The 17,155-nt window shown below is 73.7% G+C and carries 17 protein-coding genes; 11 read left to right on the top strand and 6 right to left on the bottom strand.

Features of this window, described 5'->3' with window-relative positions; genetic code table 11:
• Window position 1 precedes the first annotated feature (1 nt).
• On the top strand, window positions 2-736 hold the full coding sequence (locus ADK64_RS13835; RefSeq protein ID WP_053658645.1) for a helical backbone metal receptor: 735 nt from the start codon (window positions 2-4) through the stop codon (window positions 734-736).
• On the opposite strand, the gene ADK64_RS13830 is transcribed toward ADK64_RS13835, so the two are convergent.
• The gene (locus ADK64_RS13830; RefSeq protein WP_053658643.1) at window positions 648-1,814 is read right to left on the bottom strand and encodes a TDT family transporter; all 1,167 of its coding nucleotides are present in this window, start codon (window positions 1,812-1,814) and stop codon (window positions 648-650) included. The two genes, ADK64_RS13835 and ADK64_RS13830, sit on opposite strands and share 89 nt — an antisense overlap.
• A gap of 70 nt (window positions 1,815-1,884) precedes the next feature.
• On the opposite strand from ADK64_RS13830, the gene ADK64_RS13825 reads away from it, so the two are divergent.
• Window positions 1,885-2,808, top strand: a complete 924-nt coding sequence (locus ADK64_RS13825; protein ID WP_053658641.1) for a LysR family transcriptional regulator — start codon at window positions 1,885-1,887, stop codon at window positions 2,806-2,808.
• A 137-nt stretch (window positions 2,809-2,945) separates the two neighbouring features.
• Window positions 2,946-3,899, top strand: coding sequence for a phosphotransferase (locus ADK64_RS13820; RefSeq protein WP_053658731.1), 954 nt, complete (start codon window positions 2,946-2,948; stop codon window positions 3,897-3,899).
• A 66-nt stretch (window positions 3,900-3,965) separates the two neighbouring features.
• On the opposite strand, the gene ADK64_RS13815 is transcribed toward ADK64_RS13820, so the two are convergent.
• Both ADK64_RS13815 and ADK64_RS13810 read right to left on the bottom strand, forming a co-directional pair.
• Entirely contained in the window at window positions 3,966-4,655 is a 690-nt protein-coding gene (locus ADK64_RS13815; protein ID WP_053658639.1) for a gamma-glutamyl-gamma-aminobutyrate hydrolase family protein, read from the bottom strand.
• Between the two features lie 76 nt (window positions 4,656-4,731).
• Window positions 4,732-5,469: a FadR/GntR family transcriptional regulator gene (locus ADK64_RS13810; protein ID WP_053658637.1), complete on the bottom strand. Its 738-nt coding sequence runs from the start codon at window positions 5,467-5,469 to the stop codon at window positions 4,732-4,734.
• A 96-nt stretch (window positions 5,470-5,565) separates the two neighbouring features.
• Here ADK64_RS13810 and ADK64_RS13805 point away from each other — a divergent pair, with 96 nt between their 5' ends.
• Genes ADK64_RS13805 through ADK64_RS13795 form a run of 3 tightly spaced genes read left to right on the top strand, consistent with a single transcriptional unit; the run spans window position 5,566 to window position 9,088 of the window.
• A complete protein-coding gene (locus ADK64_RS13805; protein WP_053658635.1) occupies window positions 5,566-6,924 on the top strand; it encodes a glutamine synthetase family protein in 1,359 nt (452 codons plus the stop codon).
• Between the two features lie 11 nt (window positions 6,925-6,935).
• Complete coding sequence (locus tag ADK64_RS13800) at window positions 6,936-8,309, top strand: aldehyde dehydrogenase family protein (protein ID WP_053658633.1); 1,374 nt, start codon at window positions 6,936-6,938, stop codon at window positions 8,307-8,309.
• Window positions 8,306-9,088, top strand: coding sequence for a 3-oxoacyl-ACP reductase (locus ADK64_RS13795; protein WP_053658626.1), 783 nt, complete (start codon window positions 8,306-8,308; stop codon window positions 9,086-9,088). The genes ADK64_RS13800 and ADK64_RS13795 overlap by 4 nt, the downstream gene beginning before the upstream one ends.
• 48 nt (window positions 9,089-9,136) lie before the next feature.
• Here the strand turns inward: ADK64_RS13795 and ADK64_RS13790 are convergent, their stop codons facing one another.
• Entirely contained in the window at window positions 9,137-10,339 is a 1,203-nt protein-coding gene (locus ADK64_RS13790) for an amino acid deaminase/aldolase (RefSeq protein ID WP_053658625.1), read from the bottom strand.
• 942 nt (window positions 10,340-11,281) lie between these two features.
• On the opposite strand from ADK64_RS13790, the gene ADK64_RS13785 reads away from it, so the two are divergent.
• A complete protein-coding gene (locus ADK64_RS13785) occupies window positions 11,282-12,307 on the top strand; it encodes a hypothetical protein (protein ID WP_234384557.1) in 1,026 nt (341 codons plus the stop codon).
• Entirely contained in the window at window positions 12,304-13,488 is a 1,185-nt protein-coding gene (gene mycP, locus ADK64_RS13780) for a type VII secretion-associated serine protease mycosin (protein WP_053658622.1), read from the top strand. Before ADK64_RS13785 ends, mycP begins: the two co-directional genes overlap by 4 nt.
• 81 nt (window positions 13,489-13,569) lie before the next feature.
• Here the strand turns inward: mycP and ADK64_RS13775 are convergent, their stop codons facing one another.
• Window positions 13,570-14,520, bottom strand: coding sequence for a serine hydrolase (locus ADK64_RS13775; protein WP_053658621.1), 951 nt, complete (start codon window positions 14,518-14,520; stop codon window positions 13,570-13,572).
• A gap of 129 nt (window positions 14,521-14,649) precedes the next feature.
• Here ADK64_RS13775 and ADK64_RS13770 point away from each other — a divergent pair, with 129 nt between their 5' ends.
• A complete protein-coding gene (locus tag ADK64_RS13770) occupies window positions 14,650-15,384 on the top strand; it encodes an SseB family protein (protein ID WP_053658728.1) in 735 nt (244 codons plus the stop codon).
• A gap of 15 nt (window positions 15,385-15,399) precedes the next feature.
• On the opposite strand, the gene ADK64_RS13765 is transcribed toward ADK64_RS13770, so the two are convergent.
• The gene (locus tag ADK64_RS13765; RefSeq protein WP_053658619.1) at window positions 15,400-15,756 is read right to left on the bottom strand and encodes a DUF1844 domain-containing protein; all 357 of its coding nucleotides are present in this window, start codon (window positions 15,754-15,756) and stop codon (window positions 15,400-15,402) included.
• A gap of 354 nt (window positions 15,757-16,110) precedes the next feature.
• On the opposite strand from ADK64_RS13765, the gene infC reads away from it, so the two are divergent.
• Window positions 16,111-16,773: a translation initiation factor IF-3 gene (gene infC, locus ADK64_RS13760; RefSeq protein ID WP_030654735.1), complete on the top strand. Its 663-nt coding sequence runs from the start codon at window positions 16,111-16,113 to the stop codon at window positions 16,771-16,773.
• A 112-nt stretch (window positions 16,774-16,885) separates the two neighbouring features.
• A complete protein-coding gene (gene rpmI, locus ADK64_RS13755) occupies window positions 16,886-17,080 on the top strand; it encodes a 50S ribosomal protein L35 (RefSeq protein WP_003977225.1) in 195 nt (64 codons plus the stop codon).
• The last annotated feature ends 75 nt before the right edge of the window (window positions 17,081-17,155 follow it).

Here is a 17,155-nt window from a genome sequence, read left to right as displayed (position 1 = left end):
CATGGCCGTCGATCGTCCGCGGGTCGTCTCCCTCGTCCCGTCCCTCACCGAGGCCGTCGCCATGACGCTGCCGGGTGCCCTCGTCGGCGCCACCGACTGGTGCAGCCATCCGGCCGACCTGGACGTCACCCGGATCGGCGGCACCAAGAACCCCGCGCTCGATCAGGTCCTCGCGCTCGCCCCCGACCTGGTGATCGCCAACGAGGAGGAGAACCGCGCGCCGGACCTCGACGTGCTGCGGGCGGCGGGCCTCGACGTGCTGGTCACCGAGGTGCGGAGCGTGCCGCAGGCGTTCGCCGAGCTGGCCCGGGTGCTCGGCGCGTGCGGTGTGCCGGGTCGCCCGCGCTGGCTGGACGAGGCGGAGGCGGCCTGGGACGCGCTGCCGGAGCCGGCGGAGCGCAGGACGGCCGTCGTACCGATCTGGCGCCGGCCCTGGATGGTCCTGGGCCGGGACACCTTCGCGGGCGACGTCCTGGCCCGGCTCGGTGTGGACCACCGTTGCACGGGTCACCCGGACCGCTATCCCCGCGTCCCGCTGGAGGAGCTGCGCGCGGCGGCCCCGGATCTGGTGGTCCTGCCCGACGAGCCCTACCGCTTCACCGCCGACGACGGCCCGGAGGCCTTCCCCGGCCTGCCCTGCGCGCTGGTCAGCGGGCGGCACCTGACGTGGTACGGACCGTCGCTGGCCGAAGCGCCGGGGGTGCTGGCCGAGGCGCTGCGAGCAGCTCGCCGCTGAGCAGCCCGCGCAGGGTCCCGCCGGCGGCGGCCAGCCAGGCGGTGACCAGGACGGCGTACAGCCCGATGTCCAGCCCGTCGTAGACGACGAGGCCCGTGTGCCGGGCGAGCGCCGCGGCGCCGGTGACACAGGTGCCCACCGGGAAGGTGAACGCCCACCAGGTCATCGCGAACCCCATGCCCGCGCGCCGGGCCCGCACCACATGGGCGACGCAGAGCGCCAGCCACAGCAGCGCGAAGCCCATGACCGGCACGCCGTACAGCACGGCGAAGACGCCCAGACCGCGGTCGTAGGGGGCCGGTACGACGCCGGGAGCCGCGTCCGCGATCTTGGCGACCGCGGTCGTGGACTGCCCGAGCGGGCCGAGGACCAGGAACATGGTCGGGGTGAGCGCGAGCGGCAGCGGGCCCCCGCCGATCAGCCGGGCGAAGACGAGCGGCAGCATCAGCAGCGTCGCGAACAGGCTCAGCCCGAACATCGCGAAGCAGGCCAGCAGCAGGGTCTCCCGGGGCTGCCCCGGCGGCAGATGCGGCACGAGCAGCGGACCGAGCGCGGCCGACACCATCGGCGCGACCAGCGGCAGCAGCCACACCGGGGTCGCCTGGGCGGGCTCGACCCGATGCCGCACGGCCATCAGGTACGGCACGGCCACGGCGGCCGCGAGCCCGACCGCCGTACCCGCGGTGAACAGCACGGTGTCCAGCGCCACGGCCGTCCGCGTGCCGATCAGGGGCAGCCCGGCGGTCAGCGCGCCGCCGCCGACCGCCAGCAGAGCCATGGACAGACAGCCGTAGAAGGGCGCCACGGCGGGATCCAGGAGATGGGCCCGGGCCTGGTCGCGGTGGTGGATCCAGTGCAGAGCGCGGGCCGCCAGCAGGGCCGTCAGCGCGATCAGGGACAGGGCCCAGGTACCCGCGAGAACGCCGCGCGGCACCGCTCCGTGCCCGGGCAGCGCGATACCGGCCGTGCCGAGGACGGCCGTGCCCATGACGGCGGCGTACCAGTTGGGGCCGAGGTGCCGCACGCGGGCGGCGCGCGGGACGGAGGGGACGGGCGAGGGGTGGACTGCGGTGACCATGCATCCACGGTGCCGCCCGGATCCGCCCCTGACCAGGGAGTTCCTCTCTATGTGGGCATAAGCTGGTCTTATGAGTGAGGTGGAGGGGACGTACGGGCGCACGGCATCACTGGCCCACCGGGTGCCGGACCTGGCCGCATTGGAGCTGCTGCTGGCGGTGGCGCGGCTGGGCAGTCTCGGCGCGGCGGCACGCGAGGTCGGCATCACCCAGCCCGCCGCCAGCAGCCGGATCCGCTCGATGGAACGGCAGCTGGGGGTGGCCCTGGTCGACCGCTCGCCGCGCGGCTCCCGGCTCACCGACGCCGGTGCCCTGGTGACGGACTGGGCCCGCCGGGTGGTGGAGGCCGCGGCCGCCTTCGACGCGGGCGCGCGGGCGCTGCGGGACCGGCGGGACTCACGTCTCAGGGTCGCGGCGAGCATGACCATCGCCGAGTACCTGCTGCCCGGCTGGCTCCTCGCGCTGCACGCCGAGCGCCCGGACACGGCGGTGTCCCTGCTCGCCGGCAACTCGGCGAAGGTCGCGGAACTGCTGCTGAGCGGCGAGGCGGACCTCGGCTTCGTGGAGGGCCTGACCGTTCCGACCGGCCTGGACTCCACGGTCATCGCCCAGGACCGCCTGATCGTCGTCACCGCGCCCGGCCACCCCTGGGCCCGCCGCAGACGCCCCGTGACCGCGCGGGAACTCGCCGAGACCCCGCTGATCCTGCGCGAGCGCGGCTCCGGCACCCGCCAGGTCCTGGACGCCGCGCTCGGCGGCCTCGCCCGCCCCCTGATCGAGCTGTCCTCGACCACGGCGGTCAAGGCGTCGGCGGTCAGCGGAGCGGGCCCCTCGGTCCTCAGCGAGCTGGTCGTGGGGGAGGAGCTGGCCATGCGCCGCCTGGTCAGCATCCCGGTCGAGGGCGTCTCGCTCCGCCGTGATCTGCGCGCGGTCTGGCCGACGGGCCACCGCCCCGCGGGCCCCGCGCGGGAGTTGTTGTCGCTGACGCGGGGATGACGGGACCGGGCCGCGGGGCCCCGTCCGGCTGCCGGGTGCGACGTGGGCCGATCGCGCGGTTCCGCGCACCCCTGCGGGCCGCGGCCGTACGGAAAACCGCTGGCCGGGTGGCCATCGCGCCCCGCACCATGCTCCGCATGACCCACACCGCTCCGCCCGCCACGGGCGTCCGCACCCCCTGGGAGGAACTCCCGCCCGCCGTCCGGCACGCCGTGGGCGAGATGCTCGGTGCGCCGGTCGTACGGTCGCGGACACAGAGTGGCGGCTTCTCGCCCGGTGTCGCCGCGCGCGTGCGCACCGCGACGGGCGGCACCGGCTTCGTCAAGGCGGTGAGCGCCGAGGCCAACCCGCACAGCCCCGTGCTGCACCGCCGGGAGGCGCGCAACGCCGCCGCGCTCCCGGCCGCCGTACCCGCGCCCCGGCTGCTCGGGACGTACGACGACGGCACCTGGGTGGCGCTGGTCTTCGAGGAGGTGGCCGGGAGCCAGCCGCACGTGCCCTGGCGGCCGGACGAGCTGCGCCGGGTGCTCGACGCCGTGACCGTGCTCGGCCGTACCGGCACACCGTGCCCCCTCGACGTCCCGTCCGCCGCCGAGGACCTGGCCGAGGCCTTCAGCGGCTGGCGCGGTCTCCTCGACGGCGAGGCGGGCGACGTGCGCGACCGGCTCGGTGCCTGGACCGCCGACCATCTGGCCGACCTCGCCGCGCTGGAGGCCCGCTGGCCCGAGGGCGCCTCGGGGGACACCCTGGCCCATGCCGACCTGCGTGCGGACAACGTGCTGCTCACGGCTGACGGGGGCGTCGTCTTCGTGGACTGGCCGCACGCCCTGCGCGCCGCGCCCTGGTTCGACCTGCTCGTCATGCTGCCGTGCGTGCGGTCGCAGGGCGGACCCGATCCCGAGGAGGTGTTCACCACGCATCCGCTGGGCCGGGACGCCGACCCGGACGCGGTGACCGCCGCGCTGGCCGGCTTCAGCGGCTACCTCCTGCGCAGTTCCCTGAACCCGCCCCCGCCCGGCCTGCCCACCCTGCGCCCCTTCCAGCGCGCCCAGGGCGAGGTGGCCCTGACCTGGCTCAGACAGCGGCTGTGAGCCAGGGGGCCGGGGGCACGGGCGCGGCTGTCCCCAACTGCCGCCTCCCCGGCGCCCGTTCACGGCTCACCTCGTGGCCGCCGCGACCAGTGCCCGCATCACCCGCAGGTCCTCGCCCATCTCCGGATGCCACTGCACTCCGAGCACCCAGCTCTCGGCCGAGGGCAGTTCCACCGCCTCGACCGTGCCGTCCGCCGCGTACGCCGAGGCGACGAGACCCCGGCCGAGCCGCTCGACCGCCTGGTGGTGGTAGGTCGGCACGGCGGTCTCCGCCGGGGCGATCCCGGCGTACAGCGTGCCCGGCACCGGCTTGACCGGATGGCTGCCGAAGACCCCGACCACCTCCGCGTGCCCCTCCATGTGCTGGACGAGCGTGCCGCCGAGGGCGACGTTCAGCAGCTGCATGCCCCGGCAGATCCCCAGCAGCGGCACGCCCGCCGTCAGCGCCGCGTCGATCAGCGCCAGCTCCCAGGCGTCCCGCTGCGGCGCGGGCGGGCCCGTGCGGGGTGAGCGCTCGGCGCCGTACCGGGCCGGGTCCACGTCCGGGCCGCCCGCGATGACCAGCCCGTCGAGCCGTGCCACCGCCGCGGCGGCCTGTTCCGGCGCGTCCGGCGGCAGCAGGCAGGCCAGCCCGCCGGCCCGCTGCACCAGCCGTGGATAGCCGGCCGGCACCAGGACCGCCTCCAGCTCCCACACGCCCCAGCGCGTGGCTGACTCCAGGTACGTGCTGACGCCGATCAGCGGTCGTACGGTCATGCCGCCCTCCCCACGGTCCGCGGGCCCGCCCAGAGACCCGCACAAAGGTTCATGCCCATACCTTTGCAGACCGTCCTCACGTCAGGAAGCCCCGCAGCAGGGCCGCCGTGCCCGCGCAGTGCTCGCGCATCATCTCCCGCGCCCCGTCCGCGTCCCCGTCCAGCACCGCCTCCACCAGCGCGGTGTGCTGCCGCTGGGAGTGCTCCAGGTTGCGCACCAGCAGCGGGATGCAGTCGAGCAGATCGTTGACCGTGGCCCGCACCGCCGCGTACTGCGCGGTCAGCGACGGTGAACCGCACAGCTCGGCGAGCGTCAGGTGCAGCAGCGTGTCCTGGCGCCGGTAGTCGGCGAGCGGGGCCTCGTGCGTGTGGTCCAGCGCCTGCCGCAGCCGCCCCGCCTGCTCGTCCGTCAGCCCGTGCACCGCGCACAGCCCGGCCGCGCCCACCTCCAGCACCTCGCGGAACCGCAGGACGTCCTCGACGTCGACCTCGGCGATCCGCCGCCGCAGCTCGTCCTCGCCGCCGGCGTCCGCGCGCGGCAGCACGAACGTTCCGCCGTACCGCCCGCGCCGCGCCTCCACCAGCCCCTGATCCTGGAGCACCTTCAGCACCTCGCGCAGCGTCACCCGGCTGATCCCGAGCCGCTCCGCCAGCTCCCGCTCGGCCGGCAGCCGTTCGCCGCCCGGCACCAGGCCGAGCCGTACGACCTGCAGGATCTGCTCCAGCGCCTCCTCGAAGCCGTTGCCGGCCCGCACCGGCCGCAACACCGGAGTGAGCCGGTCATCCAGTCCCTCGGGACCCACGTCCTGCGACATCCGGCCTTACCCCCTTCCCAAGCAATGGTTCTCCGCAATACCTTATGGCTCCCGGCCCGGCCGAAAAAGCGCGAAGGCGCCGAAGGAGGCTCTCCCGTGGCACACCGCACACCCCCGCTCGGCGTAGAGGAACTGCACGCCCTCGTCGCGAGCGGTGAGATCGACACTGTCGTCCTGGCCTTCCCCGATATGCAAGGGCGGCTCCAGGGCAAGCGGTTCGCCGCCCGCTTCTTCCTCGACGACGTCCTGCACCACGGCACCGAGGGCTGCAACTACCTCCTCGCCGTCGACACCGAGATGAACACCGTCGACGGCTACGAGATGTCCTCCTGGGAGCGCGGCTACGGCGACTTCGCCATGCGCCCCGACCTCACCACCCTGCGCCGCATCCCCTGGCACCCCGGCACCGCCCTGCTCGTCGCCGACCTCGCCTGGAACGACGGCTCCCCGGTCGCCGCCGCGCCCCGCCAGATCCTGCGCCGCCAGCTGGAGCGGCTCGCGGAACTCGGCTACACCGCCCAGGTCGGCACCGAGCTGGAGTTCATCGTCTTCAAGGACAGCTACGAACAGGCCTGGGACACCGGCTACCGCGGCCTCACCCCGGCCAACCAGTACAACATCGACTACTCCATCCTCGGCACCGGCCGTATCGAACCCCTGCTGCGCCGGCTGCGCAACGACATGACCGGCGCCGGTCTCACCGTCGAGTCCGCCAAGGGCGAGTGCAACCCCGGCCAGCACGAGATCGTCTTCCGCTACGACGAGGCCCTCGTCACCTGCGACCAGCACGCGCTGTACAAGACGGGTGCCAAGGAGATCGCCGGCCAGGAGGGCGTCTCGATCACCTTCATGGCCAAGTACAACGAGCGCGAGGGCAACTCCTGCCACATCCACCTCTCGCTCGCCGACGCCGACGGCAACAACGCGATGGCCGACGGCGACGGAATGTCCGAGGTCATGCGGCACTTCCTCGCCGGACAGCTCGCCGCCCTGCGGGACTTCTCGCTGCTCTACGCCCCGAACATCAACTCCTACAAACGGTTCCAGCCCGGCTCCTTCGCCCCCACCGCCGTCGCCTGGGGCCACGACAACCGCACCTGCGCGCTGCGCGTGGTCGGACACGGCCGCTCCCTGCGCTTCGAGAACCGCCTGCCCGGCGGGGACGTCAACCCGCACCTCGCCGTCGCCGGACTCGTCGCGGCCGGCCTGTACGGCATCGAGCAGAAGCTGGAACTCCCCGAACCCTGCCCCGGCAACGCCTACACCGCCGACTTCGCGCACGTCCCGAGCACCCTGCGCGAGGCCGCCGAGCTGTGGGAGAACAGCCCCGTGGCCAAGGCCGCCTTCGGCGACGAGGTCGTCGCGCACTACCGCAACATGGCACGCGTCGAGCTGGAGGCCTTCGACGCGGCGGTCACCGACTGGGAGCTGCGCCGCTCCTTCGAACGCCTGTGAAAGGTCAATTCGTGTCCGAACCAGACGAGTTGAAGGTTCTCAACCCCGCCACGGAAGAGGTCGTCGCCACCGTCCCCGCCGCCGGCGCCGACGACGTGGCCGCCGCCGTCGTACGGGCCGCCCGCGCCCAGAGGAAGTGGGCCGCCCTCGCGCCCGCCGACCGGGCCCGGCTGCTGCGCCGCTTCGCCGACACGGTCGACGCCCACATCGAAGAGCTGGCCCGGCTGGAGGTCCGCGAGGCCGGGCACACCGTCGGCAACGCCCGCTGGGAGGCCGGCAACGCCCGCGACCTGCTGCTGTACGCGGCGGGCGGCGCCGAACGCCTCCTCGGCCGGCAGATCCCGGCCCCCGGCGGCTGGAACGTCACCTTCCAGGAGCCGCTCGGCGTCATCGGCGTCATCGCCCCCTGGAACTTCCCGATGCCCATCGCCGCCTGGGGCTCCTTCCCGGCGCTCGCGGCCGGCAACGCGGTCGTCCTCAAACCGGCGGAGACCACCCCGCTGACGGCCCTGCGCCTGGCCGAACTCGCCCTGGAGGCGGGCCTGCCGGAGCACGTCCTCCAAGTCCTCCCCGGCCACGGCCACATCGCCGGGCGCGCCCTGGTGGACCACCCGGACGTCGCCAAGATCGTGTTCACCGGCTCCACGCGCACCGGCCGCGAGGTCATGGAGCGCTGCGCGCGGCTCGTCAAGCCGGTCACCCTCGAACTGGGCGGCAAGAGCCCCAACGTCGTCTTCGCCGACGCCGACCTCAAGACCGCTCTCGACCCCTTCTCCTTCCTGGACAACTCCGGCCAGGACTGCTGCGCCCGCACCCGCATCCTCGTCCAGGAGTCGGTGCTGGAGGAGGCCCGGGACCTCCTCGCGGACGCGCTGGCCGCCGTGGTCGTGGGCGACCCCGCCGACGAGAAGACGCAGATGGGCCCGCTGATCTCCCGGCAGCAGCTGGAGCGCGTACGGTCCTACGTCCCCGAGGACGCGCCCGCCCTGCGCGGCAGCGCCCCCGACGGCCCCGGCTTCTGGTTCCCGCCGACCGTCCTGACCGGGGAGCGGTACGACAGCCCGGCGGCCTGCGAGGAGATCTTCGGACCCGTCGCCGTCCTCCTCCCCTTCACCGACGAGGCCGACGCCGTCCGCCTGGCCAACGACACCCCCTACGGCCTGTCCGGCTCCGTCTGGACCCGGGACCTCGGCCGCGCCCTGCGCGTGTCCCAGTCCGTCCGCGCGGGCAACCTGTCCGTCAACTCGCACTCCAGCGTCCGCTACTGGGCTCCGTTCGGCGGCTACAAGCAATCCGGCCTCGGCCGCGAACTCGGCCCCGACGCCCTGACCGCCTTCACCGAAACCAAGAACGTCTTCATCAGCACGGAGGGCCCCGCACAGTGACCGCAGAAACTGTTTGCCGCCGCCTGGTCGGCCGTACCGCCGTCGTCACCGGAGCCGGCAGCGGCATCGGCCTCGCCACCGCCCGCCGGCTCGCCGCCGAGGGCGCCCACGTCGTCTGCGCGGACGTGGACGACGCCCGCGGCAAGGCCGCCGCCGACGAGGTCGGCGGACTCTTCGTCAAGACCGACGTCACCGACCCCGAGCAGGTCGAGGCGCTGTTCAAGACGGCCTACGACACCTACGGCAGCGTCGACGTCGCCTTCAACAACGCCGGTATCTCCCCGCCCGACGACGACTCCATCCTGGAGACCGGCCTGGAGGCCTGGAAGCGGGTCCAGGAGGTCAACCTCACCTCCGTCTACCTGTGCTGCAAGGCCGCCATCCCCTACATGCGCCGCCAAGGCAAGGGCTCCATCATCAACACCGCGTCCTTCGTGGCGCGGATGGGCGCGGCCACCTCGCAGATCTCGTACACGGCCTCCAAGGGCGGCGTGCTCGCCATGTCCCGTGAGCTGGGCGTGCAGTTCGCCCGGGAGGGCATCCGCGTGAACGCCCTGTGCCCGGGCCCGGTCAACACCCCGCTCCTGCAGGAGCTGTTCGCCAAGGACCCGGAGCGCGCCGCCCGCCGCCTCGTGCACATCCCGGTCGGCCGGTTCGCCGAGGCCGAGGAGATCGCCGCCGCCGTCGCCTTCCTGGCCAGCGACGACTCCTCGTTCGTCAACGCCACCGACTTCCTGGTGGACGGCGGAATCGCGGGCGCGTACGTCACGCCCCTGTAGGGACCACCGGTCGGCGGAAGCGGCCGGAGGAGGGGGCAGAGGAAGGGGTCAGAGGAAGGTCTGTCCCTCACCCCGGTAGGTGGGCACGGTCGCCGTGACCGTGTCCCCCTCGATCAGACGCAGCGCCTCGAACCGCTCGCACAGCTCGCCCGCCTTGGCGTGCCGGAACCACACCTTGTCGCCGATGAGGAGGTCGTCGGCGGGCGAGCCGAGCAGCGGGGTCTGCACCTCGCCGGGGCCCTCCTGCGGGTCGTACGAGAGCCCCTCCGGCAGATACGGCACCGGCAGCCGGTCGGGCCCGGCGGCCCCGGAGGCCGGATACCCGCCGCCGAGCACCGTGACGACCCCCACGCCCGGCCGCCGTACGACGGGCTGGGCGAAGAGGGCGGCCGGACGGCCCGTGAACGACGTGTAGTTGTCGAAGAGCCGCGGCACGTACAGCCCCGAACCGGCCGCAATCTCGGTCACCGCGGCCTCGGCCGCGGTGTGCTGCACACTGCCCGTGCCACCGCCGTTGACGAACTCCAGGCCGGGCGCGACGGCCCGCACCGCGCGCACGACGGCGGCCCGCCGCTCGGCCAGCTCCCGGCGGGCGGCCGCCTGCATCAGCCGGATCGCCCGGGACCTGAACGGCCGCCCGGCCACCGCGTCCCCGACCCCCGCGACATGCCCCTCGTACGCCATGATCCCCACCAGCCGGAAACCCGGCCGCCGGGCCACCGACCGTGCCATGTCGGCGAGTTGGGCGGGGGAGCGCAGCGGAGAGCGCAGGGCCCCGACCCGCACCCGGCCGCCGAGCAGCTTCAGCGAGGTGTCCAACTCCAGGCAGACCCGCACCACTTCGCGCCCGCCGTCCCGCGCGGCGTCGATGAGGTCGAGCTGGGCGACGTCGTCCACCATCACGGTGACCGCACCGGCGAGCTTGGGATCGGCGGCCAGCTCGGCGAAGCCCGAACGGTCGGCGGACGGATACGCCAGCAGGATGTCGTCGAACCCGGAACGCGCGAGCCACAGCGACTCGGCCAGGGTGAACGACATGATGCCCCGGAAGCCGTCCTTGGCCAGGACCCGCTCCAGCAGGGCCCGGCAGCGAACGGACTTGCTGGCGACCCGGACCGGCTTGCCGGCGGCGCGGCGGAGCAGATCCTCCGCGTTGGCGTCGAAGGCGTCCAGGTCCACGATCGCGAGTGGGGCGTCGAGATGGGCGGTGGCCCGGTCGTAACGGGCCCGGTCAGCGGCGAGCGCAGTCATGGCGGAAGCCTGCCAGACAGGATTACCGCAGGGTAGGGGGACGTTCCGGGCAGATGCCCCGGGGGCGTGGACTGGTTCTCTTTCTCTCCCGGGCAACCCGTAGAGTGACGCGCACGTGCGACGGAAGACGCCCGGTCACTCATCTGAACCGGGATGCCGGTCCGGCCGTACGGGTATGCGTGCCCGGGACGGAACCTTCGCACCGGGCGCGGCCGAGGAGCTAAGCGGCCCGCGTACGCGACGACGGCCCGGGCACGAGGAAACGGGGGGTGCATGAGCACGGAAGCGCGCCACGCCCCGGTGCCGCCACGGCCGTCGACTCCACCGAGCCCCTCGTCACCGCCGGGCGCTTCGACTTCGCCGGGCCCGTCGGCTCCGGTGAGCCCGGCCGTGCCGCCGCGTCCTTCGACTTCGCCGAGTCCCGCCGGGCCGTCCCGCTCGCCGGGGCCGTCGGCCTCGTCCGTGCCGTCGCGGTCGTCGTCCGCCTCGGGTCCGGCCGTGCCGCCCGCCACGGCGAACCTGCCGCACCCGTCGGATGGGTCCGGGGCGTCGCGCCCGATGGGTCCCCCGGCCGGAGGCGTCGGCGCCCGTCGCTCCGACGTGGTCCCGGTCGACGACCCCGACGACGAGCCCTCCGTCTTCGCCCCGCGCGCTGCCCGGCCGTCCGCCGGGGATCGCGCGCGTGACGACCAGGAGGCCGAGGCCGGGAACGGCGCCGGGGCGAAGCCCGTGGTGCCCGGGGGTGCCGACCCCGTGAGTCCGCCTCCGCCGCCCGCCTCGGCCCGGTTTCCCGACGCGCCGCCCCGTGCGGGGCGCCAGGGGCGGCGGGGCGCCCCGGGTGCGGGCGCTCCCGCGCGTCCCCTGCAGCGGAACGGGCAGGACTCCCGCCGGCCGGCCGCCCCCGCACCGACTCCCTCGGAGACGACCGCCCGGCTTCGTCCCGTGACAGCGCCCGAGGCCACGGCGTCGGAGACCACGACCCGGCTCCGTCCCGTCCCCGGAGCCCCGGAGCCCCGGAGCCCCGGAGCCGCGCCCGCAGGGGCAGCCGGCGAGCGCCGTACCGGTCCCGGCCCCGCTCCTGCGGCCGCCTGGAGCCCCCTCGCGCCCGCCCACCCCGTCGGCCCGGACCCGGCGCTGTCCTGGAGCACCGGCGCGGCCGCGCGGCCCGTGGTGTCGTTCGGGCAGCCCGAGGTCTTCGACGAGCGGTCGCGGCACCGGGTGGGTCCCCGCACCGCCGCCGCTGCCGCCTGTCTCGTGCTCGGACTCGGCCTCATCGGCGGTGCCGTGACCGGGAGTTGGCTGACCGGGGACAGCGAGGACGACGCCACGGCCGGCCGCTTCACCGCCGCCGCCGCGCTCTGGCACAACGTGCCCGTCGACCAGTTGTTCCCGCCCACCGTCGAGGGCACCGGCGCCGGACCCGGCGGAGCCGACCGCACCTGGACCAGGGTCGCCGTCGCCCCGGACAGCGGCTGCGCCCACGCCTTCGACCCGCTCCTGCAGAAGGTGCTCGCCCCGGTCGGCTGCCAGCGACTGCTGCGCGCCACGTACACCGACGCCACCCAGAGCTACGTCACCACCGTCGGCCTGCTCTTCACCAAGGCCGACCCCGCCGGCATGGCCGCGCTCGCCGCCCGCTTCCGCACCGAGCGCCTGGACCGCCGTACGGACCTGATGCCCCGGCCGTACGCCGCCGAGGGCACCGTCGCGGCCGGCTTCGGCGACGAGCAGCGCGCCTCCTGGGCCATCTCCGTCCTCACCGACGCCCCCGTCGTCGCCTACGCCGTCTCCGGCTGGGCCGACGGCCGCACCGTGGACGCACCCCAGGCCGCCGCCGACGCCGTCAGCTCCGATGCCACCACCGCACCCGCCCAGTCAGGGCTCGGCAACGAGGCCCAGGGCCTGGCCGACCGCATCGAACGGCGGCTGCGCCAGAACATCGGCACGGGCACGGAGAAACCTTCATGAGGCGCTCGATATGCGGCCGCCGCCGCGCCCCCGCCGGAGCGGCGGTGAGCCTGCTGCTCGCCGGCGCCCTCACCCTGCTGCCGGCCACCGCGGCCCACGCCGACGGCATCCGCGCCCAGCAGTGGGGCCTGGACGCCCTGCACCTGGACGAGGCCTGGCAGACGACCAAGGGCAAGGGCGTCACCGTCGCCGTCCTGGACACCGGTGTCGAGGCCGACCACCCCGACCTCGCCGGCAACGTCCTGCCCGCCAAGGACATGATCGGCTTCGGTGCCGAGCCCGGTGACCGCAACTGGGCCCGGCACGGCACCGCCATGGCCGGCATCATCGCCGGGCACGGACACGGCCCCGGCGACTCCGCCGGGGTCATGGGCGTCGCCCCCGAGGCGAAGATCCTGCCCGTCCGCGTGATCCTGGAGGACGGCGACCCCGCCCGCACCAGGGCCCGTACGACCCGGGGCAACGCGCTCGCCGACGGCATCCGCTGGGCCGCCGACCACGGCGCCGACGTCATCAACCTCTCCCTCGGCGACGACTCGAACTCCGCGCACCCCGAGCCGAGCGAGGACGAGGCCGTGCAGTACGCCCTGAAGAAGGGCGTGGTCGTCGTCGCCTCCGCGGGCAACGGCGGGGAGAAGGGCGACCACATCTCCTACCCGGCCGCCTACCCCGGTGTCATCGCCGCGACCGCCGTCGACCGCTTCGGCACCCGTGCCTCCTTCTCCACCCGCCGCTGGTACGCAGCCGTCAGCGCGCCCGGCGTCAACGTCGTCATCGCCGACCCCGACCACAAGTACTACGAGGGCTGGGGCACCTCGGCCGCCTCCGCCTTCGTCTCCGGCGCGGCGGCGCTCATCAAGGCCGCCCACCCCACCCTGAGCCCGGCCCAGGTCAAGAAGCTCCTGGAGGACACCGCCGAGGACCCGCCGGCCGGCGGCCGGGACGACTCGCGCGGCTTCGGCATGATCGACCCGGCGGCTGCCCTGAGGGCGGCCGACCGGATCCGGTCGCAGAGCCTGCGCGCGTCGGCGTACGACCGGAAGTACTTCGGCACCGGCCCCGACGCCCCCAAGGCCACGTCCTCGGCCGCCGACTGGGCGGGCCCCCTGGCCGGCGGCACCGGCGGGGTCCTGCTGGTGGCGGGCATCGTTCTGTGGCGGGGCCGCAGGCAGTCGGTCTGAGGGTGCCGGGCCCGCCCCGCAGCGCAGGTCGCAGAAGGCCGTCGTCCGGCCTGCTCGTCGTCAAGTGCCTTGAGTTCCCGATCACTTACCGGCGAACGCCGACACCGCCGCCTTCGCCGCGGCCTCCACCAGCGCGATGCCCTTGTCCTGGGTCCTGGTGCCCTTCGACAGCACCGCCACCAGATAGTCGGTGCCGTCCACCGCCACCCGCCCGATGCTGTTCACGTCCCACAGGCCCGTCGTGCTGCGCGCCAGCCAACCGTTCTTCAGCGCCCAGGAGTTGTCGTCGGCGACGGCCGACACACCCCACCGCTGGTCCGTCTCGACCGACGTCATCAGCCCCTGGACGTACGTCCGCGAGTCCGCACTCAGCTCCGAGTCCTTGCCGAACACCTGCTGGAGCAGCACGAGCTGGTCCGCCGCCGTGGTCTGGGTCAGCCCCCACAGCTCGCCGTCGCCGCCCGAGGTCGCGGTCAGCCCGAAGCGCTTGTTCGCCGCGTCCAGCCCGGCCGCCCGGCCGATCGTGTGCCACAGCTCCGTCGCGGACTCGTTGTCGCTGTTCTCGATCATCCTGGTGGCGTACGCCTGCTCCGTCGCCGTCAGCCGCCGGCCCGCGTCCTGGGCCTGGAGCAGCAGCGCGGCCAGGATGTCGACCTTGACGATGCTCGCCGTGTCGAAGGCCGCCTCCCCGTATCCCGCGCTCTCCCCGGAGCCCACCGCCAGCACCGCCGCCGACACCTCGGCGCCCGACGGCACGCTCACCGCCCCCATCGCCTCGTTCAGCAGCGCGTCCCGGTCCACCGCCGGTTCCGTCACCGATGCCTCCTCGCTCGCCCCGGCCAAGGAGGAGGCCGAGGGCGTCGCCGCCGACGATACGGCCGCGGTCCCCGGGTGCGCCCGCGCCTTCACATAGACCGTGCCCCCGGCCGTGACCCCGGTCACGGCGACCACGGCGAGCGCGGTGTACAGCAGCGGACGGCGCCGGGACGGGCGCGCACGACGACGGCCACGGCGGCCTCTGGAGGACTCCATGGCCGCGATGCTCGGGGCGTGGACTGTGCACCGCGTTGGACGGACATGAGACGGGCGTCAGGGAACGCTGAGATTCCCGTGAAGACTCCCGCGCAGAGGGCCCGTCAGGTGCCTATAGGCTCGGTGACCGTGGCGAACAAGAACATTCCCGATCCCGGTTTCTCCGACGACGACGGCTCCGCCGACCCCCGGCTGAGCGCCGCGCTCGCCGCCTGGGCCGAGGACCGCACGGCCGTGGGCCCGGTCCTGGAGGCGCTCAAGGGGGCCCGGCTCCTGGTGCCCGTGGTGGCCGTGCTCGGCGAGGTCGAGGAGGACGAGAACGGGCTGCGCCGCGAGAAGACCAGCGACATGGCCGTACCCACCCTGAAGGCCGGCCACCGCACCGCGCTGCCCGCCTTCACCTCCACCGGCTCCCTGGCCCGCTGGGACCCGGCGGCCCGCCCGGTCGCCGTACCCCTGCACCAGGCGCTGGAGGCCGCCGCCCACGAGAAGGCCGACACGGTCGTACTGGACCTCGCCGGACCCGTGCCGTTCGAGCTGACCGGCCCGGCCCTGTTCGCTCTCGCCGAGGGCCGCACCAGCACCGACCCGCTCGCCGACCCGGCGGTCGTCGAGGCCGTGCGTACGGCCGTGGCGGCGGAGCCCGCCGTGCTGCGCGCCCACCTCGGACCCGGACAGGCCGACGGCACCCTCGCCCTCGTCCTCGACCCGGCCGCGCCGCCCGCCGAGGCCGCCCGCGCGGTCGCCGGGCGGCTCGCCGCCGACGAAACGCTGAGGGCCCGCCTGGTGCGCGGCCTCGACCTGGCACTGCTGCCGGCCGGGACCACGCCGCCGGGCGAGCCCCTGTACGTGCGCGGATCGTAGGAAGACTGCCGTCGGCTAGCCGTAGACCGGGCCGGTGTACTTCTCGCCCGGCCCGTGGCCCGGCTCGTCCGGGACGACCGACGCCTCGCGGAACGCCAGCTGCAGCGACTTCAGCCCGTCGCGCAGCGGGGCCGCGTGGAAGGAGCTGATCTCGGTCGCGCTCGCGTCCAGCAGACCGGCGAGACCGGTGATCAGCTTGCGGGCCTCGTCCAGGTCCTTGTACTTCTCGCCCTCCTCGCTCAGCCCGAGCTTCACGGCGGCGGCGCTCATCAGGTTGACGGCGACCGTCACGATCACCTCGACGGCGGGGACCTCGGCGATGTCCCGGGTCATCGCGTCGAAGTCGGGGTTCTCAGGAGGGGTCTCACTCATGCCCACACGATAAGCGGTAAGCGTTCGCGTCCTCCGATTAGCCCTTCCCCGACGGTGCTGCTAACCTTGTGTGACGACCGGCTGGACATGCCCTGTCAGTGACAGAGCGTCCAGCCCACAAGTGGAGGCTCCGATCTCCCACCTGACCGTCCTTCGGGACGGCGGGTCATCCGGTCAGGCGGCCACCATCGTTCCGTACGGACGATGGAGTCGCCCGAGCTGCGCCCCGCGGTCAACGCGGCGGTGTTCCGGTAGTGAGGGAGCCCCGCCTGTGATCGTCCGGGGCATTTTTTGTGCTTCGGCGCGGTTAGGTCCAAAGAACACAGACGTTACGCGGCTGTCCGCCAGACCGCCGTGTGGTGCTACCGAGGAGGATCCATCAGCGCCGAGCCCCGCATCAACGACCGGATTCGCGTTCCCGAGGTGCGACTTGTCGGTCCCAGTGGCGAGCAGGTGGGCATCGTCCCCCTGGCCAAGGCACTGGAGCTTGCGCAGGAGTACGACCTGGACCTGGTCGAGGTCGCGGCGAACGCCCGTCCGCCCGTGTGCAAGCTCATGGACTACGGGAAGTTCAAGTACGAGTCGGCCATGAAGGCCCGTGAGGCGCGCAAGAACCAGGCGCACACGGTCATCAAGGAGATGAAGCTCCGGCCGAAGATCGACCCGCACGACTATGACACCAAGAAGGGTCACGTCGTTCGGTTCCTCAAGCAGGGCGACAAGGTCAAGATCACGATCATGTTCCGTGGTCGCGAGCAGTCCCGGCCCGAGCTGGGCTACCGACTGCTGCAGCGTCTCGCGGAGGACGTCCAGGACCTCGGTTTCGTCGAGTCGAACCCGAAGCAGGACGGCCGAAACATGATCATGGTCCTCGGTCCGCACAAGAAGAAGACCGAGGCGATGGCCGAGGCCCGTCAGGCGCAGGAGGCCCGCAAGGCCGAGGCGAAGGCGAACCCCGGTAAGTCGCAGAACCCTGCCGAGGCTGAGGCGCCGTCCGAGGAGCCCGCCGAGGCGTGATCCCGGGGGACACCGGTCCCCAGTGGATGTAACCGAAAGAAGAGCGACGCTCCATCGTGCCCGGTTTCGCGACCGGGCACCGGAGCGCCACCGACGAGGAGATAACGGCGCTATGCCGAAGAACAAGTCGCACAGCGGTGCCAGCAAGCGCTTCAAGATCACCGGCTCCGGCAAGGTGCTCCGCGAGCGCGCCGGCAAGCGCCACCTGCTCGAGCACAAGTCGTCCCGCGTCACGCGTCGCCTCACCGGCAACGCCGAGATGGCCCCGGGCGACGCCGCGAAGATCAAGAAGCTTCTCGGCAAGTGACGTCACCGGCGCTCGCCGACCACTGAGCGCCGTACGTCAGGACCGGGACCCAGTCGTTTCCGGGTCGTGTGAGCA

This window comes from Streptomyces sp. MMG1121 (genome assembly GCF_001280015.1).
Taxonomy (GTDB): Bacteria; Actinomycetota; Actinomycetes; order Streptomycetales; family Streptomycetaceae; genus Streptomyces.
This window is presented reverse-complemented; position numbering and strand designations above follow the sequence as displayed.

Excerpts from the sequence above, each read along its gene's own strand:
- ADK64_RS13835 (WP_053658645.1), top strand. The coding sequence starts at position 2 with ATGGCCGTCGATCGTCCGCGGGTCGTCTCCCTCGTCCCGTCCCTCACC.
- ADK64_RS13830 (WP_053658643.1), bottom strand. The coding sequence starts at position 1,814 with ATGGTCACCGCAGTCCACCCCTCGCCCGTCCCCTCCGTCCCGCGCGCC.
- ADK64_RS13825 (WP_053658641.1), top strand. The coding sequence starts at position 1,885 with ATGAGTGAGGTGGAGGGGACGTACGGGCGCACGGCATCACTGGCCCAC.
- ADK64_RS13820 (WP_053658731.1), top strand. The coding sequence starts at position 2,946 with ATGACCCACACCGCTCCGCCCGCCACGGGCGTCCGCACCCCCTGGGAG.
- ADK64_RS13815 (WP_053658639.1), bottom strand. The coding sequence starts at position 4,655 with ATGACCGTACGACCGCTGATCGGCGTCAGCACGTACCTGGAGTCAGCC.
- ADK64_RS13810 (WP_053658637.1), bottom strand. The coding sequence starts at position 5,469 with ATGTCGCAGGACGTGGGTCCCGAGGGACTGGATGACCGGCTCACTCCG.
- ADK64_RS13790 (WP_053658625.1), bottom strand. The coding sequence starts at position 10,339 with ATGACTGCGCTCGCCGCTGACCGGGCCCGTTACGACCGGGCCACCGCC.
- mycP (WP_053658622.1), top strand. The coding sequence starts at position 12,304 with ATGAGGCGCTCGATATGCGGCCGCCGCCGCGCCCCCGCCGGAGCGGCG.
- ADK64_RS13775 (WP_053658621.1), bottom strand. The coding sequence starts at position 14,520 with ATGGAGTCCTCCAGAGGCCGCCGTGGCCGTCGTCGTGCGCGCCCGTCC.
- ADK64_RS13765 (WP_053658619.1), bottom strand. The coding sequence starts at position 15,756 with ATGAGTGAGACCCCTCCTGAGAACCCCGACTTCGACGCGATGACCCGG.
- rpmI (WP_003977225.1), top strand. The coding sequence starts at position 16,886 with ATGCCGAAGAACAAGTCGCACAGCGGTGCCAGCAAGCGCTTCAAGATC.